This is a genomic window from Pyxidicoccus caerfyrddinensis (genome assembly GCF_010894405.1).
GTDB classification, from domain to species: domain Bacteria; phylum Myxococcota; class Myxococcia; order Myxococcales; family Myxococcaceae; genus Myxococcus; species Myxococcus caerfyrddinensis.
Window position 1 is genome coordinate 63,269 of the sequence record NZ_JAAIYA010000022.1, and the last position, 16,549, is coordinate 79,817.

18 protein-coding genes are annotated in these 16,549 nt (G+C 67.8%); 11 read left to right on the forward strand and 7 right to left on the reverse strand.

Annotation, left to right across the window (positions count from 1 at the left end):
- Nucleotide 1: 1 nt before the first annotated feature.
- The 4 genes from G4D86_RS38470 to G4D86_RS38485 all read right to left on the reverse strand — a co-directional run bounded on the left by G4D86_RS38470 (nt 2) and on the right by G4D86_RS38485 (nt 4,397).
- The gene (locus G4D86_RS38470; RefSeq protein ID WP_163999276.1) at nt 2-1,951 is read right to left on the reverse strand and encodes an AGE family epimerase/isomerase; all 1,950 of its coding nucleotides are present in this window, start codon (nt 1,949-1,951) and stop codon (nt 2-4) included.
- A gap of 76 nt (nt 1,952-2,027) precedes the next feature.
- Nucleotides 2,028-2,438, reverse strand: a complete 411-nt coding sequence (locus G4D86_RS38475) for a VOC family protein (protein WP_163999277.1) — start codon at nt 2,436-2,438, stop codon at nt 2,028-2,030.
- The gene (locus tag G4D86_RS38480) at nt 2,435-3,988 is read right to left on the reverse strand and encodes a GMC family oxidoreductase (RefSeq protein WP_163999278.1); all 1,554 of its coding nucleotides are present in this window, start codon (nt 3,986-3,988) and stop codon (nt 2,435-2,437) included. The genes G4D86_RS38475 and G4D86_RS38480 overlap by 4 nt, the downstream gene beginning before the upstream one ends.
- A 25-nt stretch (nt 3,989-4,013) precedes the next feature.
- Nucleotides 4,014-4,397, reverse strand: a complete 384-nt coding sequence (locus G4D86_RS38485) for a nuclear transport factor 2 family protein (RefSeq protein WP_163999279.1) — start codon at nt 4,395-4,397, stop codon at nt 4,014-4,016.
- A 114-nt stretch (nt 4,398-4,511) separates the two neighbouring features.
- On the opposite strand from G4D86_RS38485, the gene G4D86_RS38490 reads away from it, so the two are divergent.
- Both G4D86_RS38490 and G4D86_RS38495 read left to right on the forward strand, forming a co-directional pair.
- Nucleotides 4,512-4,958, forward strand: a complete 447-nt coding sequence (locus tag G4D86_RS38490; RefSeq protein ID WP_163999280.1) for a nuclear transport factor 2 family protein — start codon at nt 4,512-4,514, stop codon at nt 4,956-4,958.
- Nucleotides 4,959-5,003: 45 nt separating this feature from the next.
- Entirely contained in the window at nt 5,004-5,528 is a 525-nt protein-coding gene (locus G4D86_RS38495; protein ID WP_163999281.1) for an ester cyclase, read from the forward strand.
- A gap of 88 nt (nt 5,529-5,616) precedes the next feature.
- Here the strand turns inward: G4D86_RS38495 and G4D86_RS38500 are convergent, their stop codons facing one another.
- Entirely contained in the window at nt 5,617-6,297 is a 681-nt protein-coding gene (locus tag G4D86_RS38500) for a hypothetical protein (protein WP_163999282.1), read from the reverse strand.
- A 152-nt stretch (nt 6,298-6,449) separates the two neighbouring features.
- On the opposite strand from G4D86_RS38500, the gene G4D86_RS38505 reads away from it, so the two are divergent.
- The 6 genes from G4D86_RS38505 to G4D86_RS38530 all read left to right on the forward strand — a co-directional run bounded on the left by G4D86_RS38505 (nt 6,450) and on the right by G4D86_RS38530 (nt 10,150).
- On the forward strand, nt 6,450-6,755 hold the full coding sequence (locus G4D86_RS38505; RefSeq protein ID WP_163999283.1) for a tautomerase family protein: 306 nt from the start codon (nt 6,450-6,452) through the stop codon (nt 6,753-6,755).
- A 32-nt stretch (nt 6,756-6,787) separates the two neighbouring features.
- Nucleotides 6,788-7,696, forward strand: a complete 909-nt coding sequence (locus G4D86_RS38510; protein ID WP_163999284.1) for an ester cyclase — start codon at nt 6,788-6,790, stop codon at nt 7,694-7,696.
- 72 nt (nt 7,697-7,768) lie between these two features.
- Nucleotides 7,769-8,197 (forward strand): nuclear transport factor 2 family protein, encoded by a 429-nt coding sequence (locus tag G4D86_RS38515; RefSeq protein WP_163999285.1) that lies wholly within the window; start codon nt 7,769-7,771, stop codon nt 8,195-8,197.
- Nucleotides 8,198-8,238: 41 nt separating this feature from the next.
- The gene (locus G4D86_RS38520; RefSeq protein ID WP_163999286.1) at nt 8,239-8,649 is read left to right on the forward strand and encodes a nuclear transport factor 2 family protein; all 411 of its coding nucleotides are present in this window, start codon (nt 8,239-8,241) and stop codon (nt 8,647-8,649) included.
- Nucleotides 8,650-8,748: 99 nt separating this feature from the next.
- A complete protein-coding gene (locus tag G4D86_RS38525; protein ID WP_163999287.1) occupies nt 8,749-9,663 on the forward strand; it encodes an ester cyclase in 915 nt (304 codons plus the stop codon).
- A 58-nt stretch (nt 9,664-9,721) separates the two neighbouring features.
- Nucleotides 9,722-10,150 carry an ester cyclase gene (locus G4D86_RS38530; RefSeq protein WP_163999288.1) on the forward strand — a complete coding sequence of 143 codons (429 nt, stop codon included), beginning with the start codon at nt 9,722-9,724 and terminating at the stop codon, nt 10,148-10,150.
- Nucleotides 10,151-10,173: 23 nt separating this feature from the next.
- Here G4D86_RS38530 and G4D86_RS38535 read toward each other — a convergent pair whose 3' ends face one another.
- Both G4D86_RS38535 and G4D86_RS38540 read right to left on the reverse strand, forming a co-directional pair.
- Nucleotides 10,174-10,860: a sigma-70 family RNA polymerase sigma factor gene (locus G4D86_RS38535; protein WP_240360707.1), complete on the reverse strand. Its 687-nt coding sequence runs from the start codon at nt 10,858-10,860 to the stop codon at nt 10,174-10,176.
- Entirely contained in the window at nt 10,854-14,924 is a 4,071-nt protein-coding gene (locus G4D86_RS38540) for a protein kinase domain-containing protein (protein WP_163999289.1), read from the reverse strand. The genes G4D86_RS38535 and G4D86_RS38540 overlap by 7 nt, the downstream gene beginning before the upstream one ends.
- A 150-nt stretch (nt 14,925-15,074) precedes the next feature.
- Between G4D86_RS38540 and G4D86_RS38545 the strand changes: the two genes are divergently transcribed.
- The 3 genes from G4D86_RS38545 (at nt 15,075) to G4D86_RS38550 (ending at nt 16,546) form a co-directional block, all read left to right on the forward strand.
- The gene (locus G4D86_RS38545) at nt 15,075-15,368 is read left to right on the forward strand and encodes a tautomerase family protein (protein ID WP_163999290.1); all 294 of its coding nucleotides are present in this window, start codon (nt 15,075-15,077) and stop codon (nt 15,366-15,368) included.
- Between the two features lie 54 nt (nt 15,369-15,422).
- The gene (locus G4D86_RS54345; protein ID WP_420821881.1) at nt 15,423-15,584 is read left to right on the forward strand and encodes a DUF5953 family protein; all 162 of its coding nucleotides are present in this window, start codon (nt 15,423-15,425) and stop codon (nt 15,582-15,584) included.
- A gap of 203 nt (nt 15,585-15,787) precedes the next feature.
- Nucleotides 15,788-16,546, forward strand: a complete 759-nt coding sequence (locus tag G4D86_RS38550; RefSeq protein WP_163999291.1) for a hypothetical protein — start codon at nt 15,788-15,790, stop codon at nt 16,544-16,546.
- The last annotated feature ends 3 nt before the right edge of the window (nt 16,547-16,549 follow it).

The window sequence follows — 16,549 nt, forward strand, 5'->3', positions numbered from 1 at the left end:
CTTACTTCCTCCGGAATTGGACGATGACTTCGGAATCCAGGTCGGCCCGCTCCAGCGGGATCTGGAATCGATTGGGGTCGAAGTCGGCCCGACGACGGCCGTTGATGGAGATGCTCGCGATCTCGATGGAGCCGGGCTTCATGAAGTCCGGAAGCACGTTGATGGAGCGGAAGCCGCTGTTTGCGGAGGGATGGAAATACAGACAGAAACTCGCCTGCGCGTTCGCGGGGGGCGCGACGTAGGCCCGCGTATAGACGTGGGCCAGGTAGTTCAGCTCGAAGGAGTGGTAGCCCGCGATGGCATACCCGCCCTTGTTTGCGTGCGCCCCGTCGAGCAGGGGGATGCCGTCCTCGGAGACGCGGAAGAAGACACCCTGGTTGTCGCGGTCCAGGAAGAACATGTTCCAGAACGCCGACATGGCGCGCGCCTGGTCCAGGTACTCCGGGTCTCCAGTATTCCCGTGCAGGATGAGGTTGGCGAGGATGGCCTGCTCCTGCTGCCAGAAGTCCTTCGTGCTGCCCCACGGGAACTCCATGGGCTGGCCATTCGTGGGATGTCGCTCGACCGCGTCGAAGCACCCGCCGCGGAGGGGATCGGCGCCGTGGGTGATCATCGCCCGCGCCAGCCGCTCGGCGAGCGTGAGCGCGCGCTGGGCCTCCGCCTCCTGGCCCGAGGCGCGCAGGTAGTGGGCGATGCGCGTCATGTTCCAGGCGATCTTGTAGTTGTGGCCGACGACTGCGCGGTCCTGTTGCCAGCCCCACTGGTGCTCGGGCTTCCAGTCCGCGAAGAAGCGCTCGTTCACGTAGATGGAGTCGTCATCCGGGAACCTGTCGAGGATGAGGCGGGTGGTCCGGTCGAGCATCTGCTTGCACGTGTTGAGGAAGCGGGAGATGCCCTCGTCCGCGCCCTGGGGCAGCGGGTCGAGCGCGAGGATGACGTTGATGAGGTAGGCCGGGAGGTGGTCGCCAATCGAGTTCCAGTTCTTGCGCGACTGGAGCCGCCCGAGCGCCGGTGAGTCCGGCCGCAGGTTGGCCGGGTCCAGGTGCGTGAAGTAGCCGTCGAGCCCCGGGAACTCGGGGTTCACCTCCTTGAGGTCCAGGAAGAGCGTGTTGAACGTGTTCACGGTGCGGCGGATGTCTTCCAGCACCTCCGGGTCCCCGGTGATGCGGTAGTACTGGGACAGCCCGGCCAGGCCGTAGATCTGCTCGTAGATGGCGATGGCGCCGGCGTCGTCGCTGCTCTCCGAGGGGAGGAGGGTGACGGTGCCGTTCACGCCCTTGCGGCGCCCATAGGCCCAGAGGCAGCACTGCCCGTCGTGGCTGAGGATGCGGAAGGAGGACCGCTGGAACTCGATGCCCGCCCCAGCCGCCTTCCGGTAGCGCGGGTCTCCCGTCAGCAGGTACGCGGAGGACAGCCCGTAGACGAGGCGGGAGAGCGTCGCCATGGCCTGGAGGTTGTCGTCCGTGGCTCCGCCGTAGATGTTGAGGTTGGTGCGGTAGAGCCGGGCGAAGTCGTCCTCGCGGTAGTTGCGTGAGTCCCCGAAGAGGTCATCCAGCCAGGCATTGGCCATGTGCGTCGTCTGGGTCAGCCACCAGTGCTGGTCCTCGAAGACGAAGCGCTGGGGCGTGGAGTGCATCAGGCAGACGGCCCGCACGTCGAAGCGGCGCTGCCCGGCGTGCTCCATCTGGATGGCCCGGACGAAGACGGTGTCGCGGGGCCGCAGGTAGCGGGCCACCTTCCGTTGCAGCTCGCCACCCTCCGCGCCCGGTGCCTCGGGGACGCGGTCATGCGAGACGCCGTCGATGTTGGTGAGCACCGAGAACGTCGTCTCGGCGCCGAAGTGGAGCGTTACGGTGTCTCCGTTCCGCAGGTGGAGGTCGCACTGGAGTTGCTGGGGATCGACGGACGCGACGATCCCCTGGAGCGTGAGGGTCTGACAGTAGTTGTTCATGGTGCTCGCGAGAGGGTTTGATGATGATGGCTGTCTTTGGAGCCAGGAACGGCGCGGTGTGACGGGCCCGTGGCGGCTACAGCTCGTCCACGTAGCCCTGGCTGATCTCGATGATGTTGCCCTCGGGATCGGCCACCCACGCGGAGCGCCAGCCAGGGATGAAGTCATCGAAGTCCAGGGGCTTCAGCGTCACCCGAGCGTCGTCGCCCAGCGCGGCGAGCGTGGCGTCGACGTCCTCGACCCGGAAGGCGAGGTGCCGCCAGCCCGGGTACCAGGGGCCATCCCCTTCCGCGGGGAGGGCGGGCGCGGGCTGCCGCGCCTGGAAGAGCTCCAGGGTGAGGGGGCCCGCCTTGATGAAGACAATCTGCTCGTTGCCCAGGGGCACGAGCCGGACCCGGCGGAACCCGAAGTGCTTCGTGTAGAACCGCTCGAGCGCCAGGGGATCCCGGCACGCCAGCGCGAAGTGCAGGAAGGTGGGAGGGTTCATGCCTTCGCGCCCCCCGTGCCCGCCTGAAGCCCGTGCGCGGCCTTGAGCAGGTCGGCGCACTTCTCCGCGATCATCACCACGCCGGTGTGGCAGTTGCCCGAGGGCACCGACGGCATCACGCTGGCGTCCGCCACGCGCAGCCCGTGGACGCCGAAGACCCGCAGCTCCGGATCCACGACGGCCAGGGCATCGAGCCCCATCCGGCAGGAGCCGGCCTGGTGGTGATAGGAGTCCGCGCTCCGCTGGACGAAGGCGCGCAGCTCGGCCGGCGTTCGCACCCCGGGGCCCGGCATCCGCTCGTCCCGCACCCAGCCGGAGAACGCCTTCGTGGCGAAGAGCTCGCGGGCCAGCTCGACGCCCTTCATCAGGCGCGTCAGGTCCGCCTCGACGCCCAGGTAGTTGGGGTTGACGAGCGGCTTCGCCAGGGGATCCCGGCTGGCCAGACGGACCCAGCCGCGTGACAGCGGTCGCACCACGCCGGGCAGGATGCTGATGCAGTTCGGGTGCTGCTGGCCAATGGCGCCATCGAAGGGCACATGGACGAACGCGAGCTGCAAGTCAGGCCCCACCCAGCCGGGAGTGGACTGGCAGAAGAGGGCGCTCTCGGACAGGTTCAGCCGAGGGGCGGGGACGGCCGGGGCACACTCCCGGATGACGCCCGTGAGGACATGGTTGTGGAAGTTCTCACCGACGCCTGGGAGGGCGACGCGCGTGGAGATCCCCGCCTGGTCGAGCTGGGCTTGGGGGCCAATGCCAGACAGCATGAGCAGCTTGGGGGACTCGAGCGCCCCGGCCGACACGACCACCTCCGCCGTGGCGTAGGCGTTCGTCCGCTGCCCCTCGTGGTGGTACTCCACGCCCATGCAGTGATTGCCCTCGAAGAGCAGGCGGGTCGCCTGGGCCTCCGTCACCAGCGTGAGGTTGGGCCGCGCGAGGGCGGGCAGCAGGTAGGCCGCGGTCACGCTGTGGCGCTTGCCATCCTTGATGTTGAGGTGGTGCCAGCCCGCGCCCTCCATCCTGGGCCCGTTGAAGTCCTCGGTGCTGGGGAAGCCCAATTCCTGGCAGGCCTCGATGAAGGCCAGGGACGTGGGGTTCGGCTCGTGGTTGCGCGCGTTCGTCACCGGCAGCGGCCCACCCCGGCCCGCGGTGGGATTGGTGTCGTCCTCCTGGTCCTCCAGCTTCTGGAAGTAGGGCAGCACGTCCTGGTAGGCCCAGCCGGGGCAGCCCTGGTGTGCCCAGCGGTCGTAGTCGGACGGGTGCCCGCGGACGTGCATCATGATGTAGAGGTTGCTGCTACCGCCGATGAGCTTGCCGCGCGGCTCGTGGGTTTGACGGCCCCCGAGGCTCATCTGGGGCTCGCTGGTGTAACCCCAGTCAATGGGCGAACCCAGCAGGCGCGGCCAGGCCGCCGGCTGGGTGACGTCCTCCGGAATCCGGGGACCGCCCGCCTCCAGGAGCAGCACCCGGACCTCGGGGTTCTCCGTCAACCGGCTGGCGATGACCGCTCCCGCCGAGCCCGCGCCAATCACGATGAAATCATAGACATTCATGTCACGCTCCCTTTCTTCCGCGGACTCAGCGCGGCCTCGACGGGGTGAGGATGGGGGCGAAGGGCGCGGTGTCGTGGAAGTTCGCCAGGTACGTGATGCGCCCGTTCTGGATGCAGAAGTAGTTGGCGACGTCCGCTTCAATGGGCTCGCCGCGGGCACTCGCCGCGGAGATATGGGACACCACGCAGGCCTGCTCACCGTCGATGACGACGTAGTGGGGGACGTTCTGGAAGCGCGAGTAGATGCGCTTGAGACCGGCCACGGCGCCGCGCAGCACGACCATGCCTTCGAGGTGGCCGGCGAGCTGCTCGTCCATGACGAACCGCTCGTCGAAGAGCGCGAGCCAGCCCTCCCAGTCCCCCGCGTTGACACACTCGTAATACCGGTCAATCACTTGACGAACACTCATGTCTCACTCCTTCGACGTTGGGAGCAAAACTAGAGACAGGAATGGCGGGGTGTGACGTGCCGTCACAGTGGGTCCCTGAAGTCTCTTCAGAGAGTCCCCTTTCCAGAAGGTTTCATGACGACCCCCATCACCGAGGAGCAGGTCCAACACTTCGTCCGGGCCTGGTACCTGGCCCTGGATCAGCACGCGCCCGTGGAGGAGTGCTACCGCCTCCTTGCCACCGAGGGGCTGCACATGCGGTTTCCGGATGGCGACATCCACGACTTCGACAGCTTCCAGCGCTGGTACGACCGCGTCACCCACCTCTTCTTCGACGAAAACCACCACGTCCATGAGGTGGAGGTGCGCGTCCAGGGGGAGTCGGCGGAGGTCCGGATCTCCGTGGGCTGGCAGGCGAGCTGGTTCGAGCCGCCCGCCGCGAAGAGCAAGCGCCTGTCACTGGACGCCACGCAGCAGTGGATCGTGCGGCGGTCGGCCCGGAACGCCTTCGGGCTGGAGCTCGTCTCCTACGACGCCACGGCCGAGCCCTTCCGCTACGCGCCCGGCTTCGCGCGGCTGTGACCCGATTCAATTCCACTCATCCCCCGACCCCAGAAAGCCCCCTCAATGTCCGAAGAAACCCGCAACGATAATGTCTGCTGCTACCTCGTCGATGGAGATCCGGCCGTCGGCCGTTGGATCGGTCGTGACTCCCATTCCCAAGGCCCGCTGGCCTCCCTCGTGCTGCGAGCCGACACGGTGGGGCGCTACTTCGGCGAGCTGCTGAGCGAGGGCCGGCTGGAGCTCATCGACGAGCGGATGGCGCCCGACGTCGTCTTGCACCTTCCGAACCGGCCCGAGCCCATCCGCGGGCGGGAGGGCGTGCGGCAGCTGGTGACCGAGCTGCGCGCGTGCTTCCCCGGTGCCCGTTTCAGCATCGAGCGTCGCATCGCCGTGGGCAACAAGGTGGTGGCGCGCTGGCACCTGGAGGGCACGCACCCGCGGCTGAAGGAGCAGGGCCCGGACGTGTTCATCTTCGAAGGAGACAAGCTGGCCGGAATCTGGATGAACGCCAGGTTCACGCACGCGCCGGAGCAGGCGGGGAGGAAGGCGCCTCCGAGAGCCCGGCGAGCCAGGCCCTCGCTTCCATGACATCAGCGAAGTCGAGCCGCCCATCCCAGCCCGCATTGCGCCGCGCGCGCATCGACGTCATCGAGTCGCGCGCGGCGCCCGAGGGGCGCTACCGCACCCACGCGCTCGCGACAGGGTGCCCCCCCATGCAGATCCGCCCGTCGTAGAGCAGGACCTCCGCCAGGGTGATGCGTGCGAAGTGGCGCACCTTCAAGTTCTCCTGGGTGGAGAGGTAGCGGGTGATTTCGGAATAGTCAGGCCGCCAGTCCGAGGTCCAGGTCCTGCGAGGTGACAGCGGGCCCGAGAACTCCTGGGAGTAGGTATACCGGCGCATCCGAGCCGCCTCGATTTCAATCCGCCACCTGAAATAGGCCGCCCTCCCTTCCACGGTGAAGCCAGTCTTGAACTGGTACAGGTCCTTCTGGGGGACGTCGCGAATCGCGATGGAGGCGGAGCCGCAAGTCCAGCGGGTGGCGAGTGCGCGGGGGGCGTGCCCCTTCCATGCGGTGACTTCGCTCTGTTCAAAGGCCCAGGTGACGCCGGCTTGCGGATCTGCGGGAGTCCGTGCCAGCTCCCTTCCGGTCCTGCCGTCGCTCAGGACCTTGTCATGGCCATCGAACCGCACGGTGTTTCCGGCCCGGGCTGCCTGTTGGGCGTCGATGCCAGAGAGAAACATCTGCACGCCGGCAACGTCCTCGTCGCCGGTCTGGGCCCTGGCTGAGGGGCCCAGACTCAGGACCCCGCATGCGATGAGTACGGAACCCGTGACCTTTACCGTTGTTCCAGACATGCGCACGCCACCCTTGTTGGCTGGGGCCTGCTCCCCAGTGCAAGGGCTTGGACCTCTCTGTGCCTCGTTGTGAGGGGGAGGGGGCACCGTCACATTGCTCCAGTCCGGGGTCCAAGGAGGGCTTCACCAAAGCCACCTCATGCGGAGTACAGATGCCAATCATTTCCATCAAGTTCATCAAGGACGTCGTCGCGACCCCGGAGCAGAAGGAGGAGCTGATCGGCCGGGTCACGGAGGCCTTTGTCGGTGTCCTCGGCGAGGTCGTCCGTCCCTTCACCTACTGCCTCGTCGAGGAGGTTCCCGCGCGCCACTGGGGAATCGCTGGCGTGCCCATGCCGGACCTGCCCTTCCTCACGGGGGAGAAGTACGCGGGGATCTACAAGACCTCGAGCGACATCATGAAGACCGCCATCGAACAGATGAAGGCGGCCAACGACAACGGCCCTTCGGACGGCTGACGCCCACCTCGCGAGCGAAAGGACGGATCCGAATGGGAACTGAGACAAACAAGGCCACGATGCGCCGCTGGCTGGATGAGGGCTGGTGCAAGGGCAACGTCGATGCCGCGGACGAGTTGATTGCCGGGGACTTCGCGCTCCACGGGGCGGGTGGCCAGGTGATTCAATCCGGGCGACAGGGCGTCAAGGACCTGGTGCGGGACTGGCGAAGGGCCTTTCCAGACGGCCAGATGCAGGTCCTGGATGAGATTGCCGAGGGAGAGCTCGTCGGCGTCCGGCTCCTCTGGACGGGGACCCACCTGGGCCCGCTCTACGGGGTTCCTCCCAGTGGCCGGAAGGTCTCCTGTGTCTCCATCGGGATCGACCGGGTGCGAGACGGGAAGATCGCCGAGGGATGGGGTGAGCTGGACATGCTCGGCCTGATGCAACGGATTGGCGGCATGCCGGAGACACAGTTCCGCGTGTCCGTGGATCCGGCACTGGAGGCGCCCACCCGGCCGGGGCCGGACCCGCTCCCGGTCGCGGCGAACAAGGCGGTCGTGCTGCGGTTCCTGCGCATGCTGGAGTCCGGGGACCTCCCTGGGGCGCGGGACGCCTGCGACGCGGGCACCTACGTCGAGCACGACCCGGACACGGGCGCCCTGAGCCTCGACCCTGCGATTCAAGCCGATGTGCAGCTCCGGGCCTCGCTGCCGGATCTCACCTTCACCCCCGACGCGGAGCGGCTCCTCGGGGAGGGAGATCGGGTCGTCGTCCGCGGCTCTTTCTCCGGGACGCACTCGGGCCTGCCCCTGTTCGGGGCTCCCGCCTCCGGGAAGAAGCTCGTGTGGGGCGGCATCGACATCTTCCGTGTCAGCGCGGGCAGGCTCACCGAGCGCTGGCGCTGCTCGGACACCCTGAGCCTGCTGCAACAGGCTCGCGCGTCGGGCCCCTACGGGTAGCCATCACAACGGCCCCGTTGGCGGTCCAAGAGCCTGCGCAGTGCAACCCCCACCCCAACACAAGGAGCAGTGATGTCGCGTTCAAACCTGGCGCTCGTCGAGAAGATGTACGAGTGCTTCAACCGCGGTGACCTCGAGACCATCAAGCGCGAGGTCTTCGCCGAGAACATCGAGTGGCGGCTGCCGGGCCACCATCCCCTCTCCGGCACGAAGTACGGCGCGGACGAGGTGATTGCCTTCTTCTCGCAGTTGACGAAGTCCGGCATCAAGGTCGACCTGATTCGGATCGACTCCTTCGGCGAGGACTACGTCGTCGAGGTGCATCGCGGCTATGGCCAGTCGGGCGACGCGAAGCTGGATGCAAACAATTGCACCCACTACCACGTCGTGAACGGCCGGATCCAGGACGTGCAGGTCTACATCAGCGATCAGCACACCGTCGACCTGTTCTTCCACCACGCGTACGCGCTCGCGCCCATCCCGCGCCGCCTCGCGGAGTGACCCCGCGGCTCATCACCCACCCCAGAGGAGGAGAAGCGCAGATGCCGAAAGTCACCCCGGAGTTGGTCGCGAAGGCCTATGCGGCGCTCGCGACCGGGCAGCAGGAGAAGATCGCCGAGTACTGGGCGGAGGACCTGCGATGGCTCGTGCCCGGCCACAACATCCTGTCGGGCTGGAAGGAAGGCCGGGCAGCGTTCCTCGAGTTCATGGGCCAGGTGGCCGCGCTGTCAGGCGGCAGCTTCCACATGGAGAACCTCAGCACGACCACCAGCGATGAGTACTCGGCGGACGTCACCCGGAACGGCGGCCACCGCGCGGGCAATCCGAACAAGACGCTGGACATCATCGCCGTGCACGTCCTGCGCTGGCGGGACGGCAAGGTGATCGAAGGGCGCGGCGCCATCATGGAGGACGGCACGACCCGCTTCGACCAGTTCTGGTCGCCTGTGTAGTTCCACGCGGCCCGCCAGGCATGAGGAATGCCTGGCGGGCCGCGGCGGCGAACTCCCATGACTTCACGAAACATTCATCCCAGGCAGATAGGAGCGACCGTGAGCGACGCGAACAAGAGAGTCGTCATCGAGTATGTGAATGAGGTCAACAATGCCAACTTCGACGCGTTCGACGCGTTCGTCGACCCCGCGTTCGTCGACCACGACCCCATCCCGGGGCAGCAGCCGGGCATCCCGGGGCTCAAGGACGCCTACCGGATGTTCCTGGCGGGCTTCCCGGACGTCCACTTCATCTTCGAGGACGTGTTCGGCGAGGGGGACCTTGTCGCGGGGCGCGGCGTCATCCATGGCACCCACCGGGGGACGTTCATGGGGGTGCCCGCGACCGGGAGGCGGGTGCGTTGGACGGGGACCCGCCTGTTCCGGGTGCGCGACGGGAAGGTTACAGAGGGTTGGCTCAACCTGGACCTGCTCGGACTGCTGACCCAGCTCAGGGCGCCTGAAGCCCCGCAGCTGCTCCCGTATGTCGGGCCAGGCGACATCGACCTCCTCGCCCGGCCGACTCCGGCCCACGGCGGCACGCCGGAGCGCAACAAGGTCGTGTTCCAGCGGATGCTCATGGAGCTGTGGAACCAGCAGAGGCTGGAGGTGGCCGACGAGCTGTTCACACCCGGCGCCACGAGCCCCACCGCGCCAGGGCTTCCCCCCGGCCCCGCCGGCGTGAAGCAGCTTGCCCGCATGTTCCTCGGCGCCTTCCCGGACCTCCGCATCGAGGTCGAGCAGGTGGTGGCGGAGGGAGATCGCGTGTTCGGCAGGCTGATCGAGACGGGGACCCATACGGGGGACCTGGTCACTCCGGCCGGCGTCATCCGGGCCACGAACAAGCCGGTCCGCTTCACGGAGATGGCCATCGTGAGGCTCGAGGACGGGAAGATCGCGGAGAGCTGGTACGACGTCGACATGGCGGGTCTGCTCATGCAGCTCGGTGTCGCTCCCACGCCCGGTCAGGGTTAGCGCCGCGGCCCTCGGGCCCCGGTGAGAGTTTCCACTTCACATCCCAGGAGCACATTCAATGTCTGTCGAAGAGAACAAAGCCATCTACCGTCGCTTCGTGGAAGAGGTCATCAACCAGGGCAACCTGGAGCCCATCGATGACCTCTTCTCGCCCGACTACGTCGACCACAGCCTTCCGCCCGGCGCTCCGCCGGGACGCGACGCCGTGCGGATGATTCCGTCCCTGTTTCGCGGCGGGTTCCCCGACGTGCACTTCTCCATCGAGCGGCTGGTGGGAGAGGGGGACCTGGTCGCTTCCCACGTCATGGGCCGGGGCACCCACCAGGGCACGTTCATGGGCGTTCCGGCCAGCGGCAAGCAGGCCACGTGGGCGTCCCTCGGCATCTTCCGAGTCGTCGGCGGAAAGATCGTGGAGCACTGGGGCGTGCCTGATCTGGCGGGCCTGATGCGGCAGATCGGCGGGCAGCCTCCGCCGGGCGCGCGCTGAGGTCCTGACCGCGCTCCGGAAGGTCAGCGTGGAGCGGCCCGCTCTCCGCTGAGGAGTCCTTCCTCCATCCCCAGGGTCCGGAGGCGGGTCTTGATGTGTTGGAATTGCCGCCGGAGGGCGACGGCCTTGTCACCGAGGGCCTCGTCCGTGAGCGGCTCGTCCCCCTCGAACATCACCCGCGCGACCTCCCGCCAGGGCAGCCGCTGGTCTACGCGCAGCAGCAACAGCAGCCGTTCCCGCGGGTCCAGGCTCTCCCGGAGTGCGCGGAGGCGCTCCCTGACAGACGTGCGCTGCCAGGGACGCGCCTCCGCGCGGCGCCGAGGCAATTGGTCCAGGAGGGCAGACACGTCCACCGCCCCCGCAGTGCTCGACGGGGTGTGCATCACCTGGGAGCAGGCCTTGCACGCGAGTTGGTACGCCCAGGTGCGGAACGAGCCCTCCCAGCGAAACTCCGGAAGCCGGTGACGGAGGTCCTCTAGAAAGAGGCCGAACGCCGCATGACTCCGTCCATAGTCGTCGAGCAACGTGGCCATCAGCCGCATGACCTCCGGGCCATAGGCCGCCAGCGCCGACGCCAGGGCCTGTTCCACGTCGCCCTGGGCGCAGGCTTCGCGGAGGTTCCGCTCCTGTTGTTTCTCGCGTTCGTCCAGCCGCATGGCGGCGTGCCTCGGGCCAGGCCCCTCCGCTTCGGTGCCCTCTTTCTTCACCATGGCCGTGAGCCCTCCGCTCGCATGTCCAGCTCGGGCGGTCGTGGGCCCAGGGCCTCCAGCGCGTGCTGCTCGAAGCCGTATGCGGCCTGCGCCCGTGCAACGCGCGCTGCCAGGAGGAAGCAGTCGCGCGCCTCCTCCTCCCGGCCCAGCGCTCGCAGGGCCTGGCCTTCGATCCGGTGGAGCTCGGACTCGTAGAAGGGCTCTGGCACCGCCGCCGCCCACTTCAATCCCTCCCGTGCCACGGCCCGTGCTTCGTGGGGCTGCTTCAGGCGCAGGTGCACCTCCGCGAGCATCGCGAGGTTGAGGGGCATCCCGGCTCGCACACCCGCGATGCGCCACTGTCCCAACCCGCGGCGCATCCACGCCAACCCTTCGTCGGGATGCCCCAGCTCGGAGACGGCCCAGCCGCGGAGCAGGCCCGACCATATGAGCCACAGCCGGAACCAGTGCTCACGCGAGAGTGCCTGACACTCCTCCGCCAGCGCCAGGGTGCCGGGCGCGTCCCGGCGCATCAGTCGGCCCACGCTCGCGTACGTCAGCACGAAGCTCAGGGTGTGGGGGTGGCCGATGCGCCGGGCCAGCTCCAGCGCTTCCCTCTCGAAGTACCGGGCGCGCTCCTCCTCGCCGCTGGCGGTGTAGATGACGTCCGCGTAGACGAGCGCCATGGCCCGCGGGTTCGCCCAGTGCCGCACAGCCTGGGCCCGGTGCTCCTCGAGGGTGAAGTCCGAGCACGCCAGCGCGTACTCCACGTACTCCCTCGCCTGGGTCATCCGCCCCCAGGTGAAGAAGTCGGTGCTCATCATCCGGTAGCCCAGCGCGAGCAGCTCCCGGTTGCCCTGGCGCTGGCCCAGGTCCACCTGTTGCTCCGCCAGCTCGTGCGCCAGGGGGGACTCGGCTCGCGCGAAGTAGTAGGCGTAGGGGCCCCAGTAGGAGAGCTCCAGTTGCGGCAGTGCTTCGCCCACCTGCTGGAAGAGCTCACGTGCCCGGGAGTACGTCTGCTTCACCTCGGGTGAGCGGTAGCCCTGCTCCTGGGACAGGGGAATTCCCAGTGCGATGAGCAACTGCAGCTCCTCGCGGATGTGCTGTTCATTGTCCGGCAGGGTGCGCAGCAGCTTCAGCGCGTGCTGCAGGTGATTCACCGCCTCGCGGTTGGCCGAGCGCAAGCTGGCGCGAATACCGGCCTGAGCCCAGTAGTGCACCGCCGGCTGGTATTCGCCGGCCTGCGTGTAGTGATGGGCGAGCACCTCCGGCTGTGTCTCCACCCGATCCGGGAAGTGCTCCACCAACGCCTGGGCGATGCGGCGGTGGTGCTGCCGGCGGGTGCTGCGCAGTTGGGACTGATAGGCCGCCTCCTGGAGGAGCGCGTGGCGGAACTGGTACGAAGGTTCGGCTTCGTCGACCTGCTGCAGCACCCCCGCAGCCACCAGCGCATCCACGTCTCGCGCCAGCGCCTGCGAGCCGCGCCGGGTCAGTGTGGCGAGCAGCGCCTGGGAGAACCCGCGCCCGATGACCGCGCAGAGCTGGGCCAGTGCCTTCTGCTTCGCTGGCAGCATGTCGAGGCGTGCGAGCAGCAGCTCATGCAGGGTGACGGGAATGGAGTGCAGGAGTCCCACGGACGGCGGGCCGGCAGGGGCGGTGCGCTCCAGCACCATGTGCGTCATCTCCTCCGCGAAGAGCGGGATGCCATCCGTATTCGCGACCAGTTGGCGCACCGTCTCCTCGGACAGCCCCTGCGCGCCCGCCGCCTCCCTCACCAGCTTTCCGGTGAGCTCCGCCGACAGCCGCTCCAGGACGAGCCGGTGCAGCCGCGCCTCTCCCTGCCAGTGGGGCTGAAAGCCGGGGCGGGCGCTGAGGACGAGGAGCACTCGCGAGTGTTCCAGTCGCTCCAGCAGGTAGCCCAACAGCGCCAGGGTGGACGGGTCCGCCCAGTGCAGGTCCTCGACCACCCCGAGCACCGGACGCTCCCGCGCCATTCGCAGCAGCAGGGCCGCCAGCGCCTCGAAGGTGCGCTCCTTCTGCCGTTCCGGCGAGAGCTGGAGGACGAAGAGGTTCTCCGTGACGGGCAAGGAGAGGAGGGCGGCGATGAGGGCCATCGACTCCGGGTCCAGCGCGAACGCCCCCAGCTGCGCATCCAGCGCGCGCAGGTTCTTCTGCGGCGAGCCCTCCGGGTCCAGGTGGAAGAGGTGCTGCAACATCTCGATGATGGGGAAGAAGGCGCTGTTACTGGATTGCGACCAGCACTGGCAGCGCAGGCGGATGCTGTGCTGCGGGGACACCTGCTCGCGCAGCTCCTGGATGAGGCGGGACTTGCCAATGCCCGCCTCGCCGGTGACGAGCACGAGCCCGCCCTCGCCCTGCTCGGCCTGCTTCCACACGTCGAGCAACCGACCCAGCTCCTGCTCGCGGCCCACCAGGGGGGAGAGGGCGCCGGCGGCCAGCGCCCGGTCGAAGCGGAACACCGCTTTGCGTGCGCGCAGCACCCGCCAGACCTCGATCTGCCGTGCTCCGGCGAGGCCCTCGAAGGTGCGCGTCCCGAGCCGCTCGGCCTCGAAGGCTCGTTGCACCAGCGTGTGCGTGGTGTGGCTGAGGATCATCGAATCGCCTCCGGCCTGCCGCGCCAGCCAGACTGCGATGCGCGGAGCCTCCCCCTGGATGGTGGGCGTCCGGCCGCGCAGCTCCGGAAGGATGTCATCGAACGTGACCATCTCCGTGTGCAGGCCCGCGCGGACGGCCAGCGTGCGGAGGGGCAGGTGGGCCAGCCGCTTGCGCAGCACTTCCGGCAGCGAGTGGGTGAGCTCCATCGCGGCCTGCGCCGCACGCTCCGAATCCTCCTCCCGCGCCACGGGGTAGCCAAAGCACGCCAGCACCTCGTCACCCACACACGTCGTCATGGAGCCGCCGTGCTGCTGGATGATTTCGGAGCAGCACTGGTGGAAGGCGGCCTCCAGTTCGCTGAGGTCCTCCGCCTCCAGTGCTTCGGAAAGTCCCACCAGGCTGGCCAGCTTGCAGGACACCAACGTCACTTGTCGCCGCTGGGGGGCCACCGTGCGGGGCTCCTCGCGCCAGCGCCCCAGCCGCTCCTCGAGCAGGTGCAGCCGCTCGCGCAGCGCCTGCGCGGAAGGCAGGCGTCGCCGCGCGTCCTTGAGCAGCGCCTCGGCCACCAGCGCGTCCACCTCCTCGGGCAGCTCCGGCCTGCGCGAGCGCACCGTGGGGACGGGCTCGGCGGAGAGGACCTTTGCGCGCAGCTCCTCCAGGGTGAGGCTGGCATAGGGCAGCTCCCCGGTGAGTATCTCGAAGAGCATGACGCCGGCCGCCCACACGTCCGTGCGCGCGTCCTGCTGCTCGCCGCGCCATTGCTCTGGCGCCATGTAGGGGGGCGTACCGGCCGTGGGCAGGTGGGGAAGGATGGCGCCCCCCACGCTTGAAAGGTGGGCCAGCCCGAAGTCGAGCAGCTTGGTGGTGCCCTGCCGGGTGAGGAAGACATTGCTGGGCTTGAGGTCGCGGTGAACGATGCCGCGCTCGTGCGCGTGTGACAGCCCCGCGGCCACGGCGCTCATGATCTCCAGCGCGCGCCCCGGGCCGAGCCGCTGCTCCCGCTGCAGCAGTGCCTCGAGAGACTCACCCTCCAGACACTCCATGACGAGAAAGGGGATGCGCGGCTCCCACGGGGCGCCCGCCCACTCGGACACGTCGAAGATGCGGACGATGTTCTCCTGGTCCAGGTGCGCGATGGCCCGGGCCTCCCGCCGAAGGAGCGAGACGAGGGGGGCCTCGCCCGGGTCCTCGGGCGGCCGCAGGAACTTCAGTGCCACCTCCCGCTGCAGCTCCTCGTCCCGGGCGCGAAACACCTGCCCCATCGCACCGCCGCCCAGTGCTTCGATGATTTCGAAGCGCAGCCCGTCCGTTCCTCCCAGTCGCTCTCCCACCGCCGGCTTCCGGAAGGGTGGTGGCGTGCGTGCGATCTCCTTCAGGAAGGAATCGCCGAAGTCCGATTCCACGGTCCGAGGTGCTTGCGTAGGGGACGAGCACTCGCCGAACAGCTCGTCGTCGGTCTCCGCATGCATGCCGCCTCCCAAGCCTGGGCGAGGCCGTGGCGTGAGGGCCCCGTGCCATCAAGCTATGGAGCTTTCTTCGTGCCGCCATCACGAACAGGACGTCGAGGGTCTTGGTAGTGCGAACTCCGGCCAATGAAGGCCGCTCATCCTGGAGACCCGATGCCCATCATCCGAATCGAGTTCATCAACAACCGCATCGCGAGCCCGGAGCAGAAGCGGGAATTGCTCGCGAAGATGACGGAGACGTTCGTCGGCGTGCTCGGAGAGGCCACCCGACCCTTCGTCTATTGCCTCATCCAGGAGACGCCGCCGGGCGATGGGGCGATCGCCGGTGCGCCCATGCCCGATCCCTCCTTCCTGACGGGCGAGACGTACGCCCGCATGAGCAAGACAGCGCTGGACATCATGAGGGCCGCAATCACGCCGCCGGTGCCGGCCGACACCGGCGAATAGTCGGGCGCGTAGTCCTTCCGCGTCGAGAGGGGCCACGTCCCGGAAGGCCGGGACGTGGCCCCGCTGCTTTCATGCGGCTTGCTCCAGGGAGGGACCGGGCGCGCTCTGCACTCCCGCACGGACGCACCGCTCGACCTGGACAACCCCGACCACCCGGCTGCGCTCCTGCGGGCCTATGCGCGCTTTCTGGAGATCGGCAGTCGCTCGTCGCCTTGACGCCTCCAGTTCGCGACGCGGGCGAGAGTTCGCTCATCGTTCAAGCCACGGAGGATCTCCGGACTTCTAGTCGACCGTCATTGCCTCAAGTGGCAGACTCATCCTCCATGGGAACGTGGCTGAACGTGGCCTTCATTCAGTGTGAGGATATAGCCCGGGTAGAGAGAGAACTCTCACGCTTGTTGGTGGAGGGGGGGCGGCGATTGACAACACCCAAGCCGCGCACCCCGGAGCTGTACGATCGCATGCAGTACGGGCTGGGTGACGAGGTGCAGCGCTGGGGATTGGCGGGTTTCCACGGCGCCCCTGGGTGGACCGTCCTGCGCACCGCACCCTTCGAGCTCCTGATGCAGGGAACTCCGCCGCTGCTCGTACGCCTTTCCTCACGTCTGGGCGTGCCCGCCTTTCAGTACAACATCTATGACTCCACCCCAGAGTTCCTGATGGAGGTGGATGCCGGTGGACGCGTCGAACTCTCGGGGTTCGTCGGTCAGGAGATAACGCGCTATTGGAACAGCGAACCGCCGATTGAGCGTTTGGAGACACGATTTCGTATCATCGATCCATCATCAGTGGCCGCATGGGCAGAGTCGGCCATGCCGGCGGCGCGTGTTACCGGATGGCTCTATAGCCCCCGCGCCAATCCCCCCCAGACGGACTTCGACAAGCTTCGTGAGGCACAGCGGGCGGATCTCTTGCGATGGCTCGGCCAGCCAGGCACCCGAATCGACCCCGAGAGCCATGAGTGGAGGGTTCATCCCGCGCACATCGTTCGCAGGCTCGCTCAAGCTGGCAGCGCGTTTCTTCCCGCTGAAGAGTGCGTGGAGCCGGCCATCAAGACTGTATTTGGCGGGCCGAACTCCAAGCACTGCGACAACCTCTTTCTCGTGGAGACGCTCCTCCCCCATGCACCCATGCCCGTCGATGGGTTCGTGCTGTATGCGGAAGCGAGCAGCAAGTAAGAG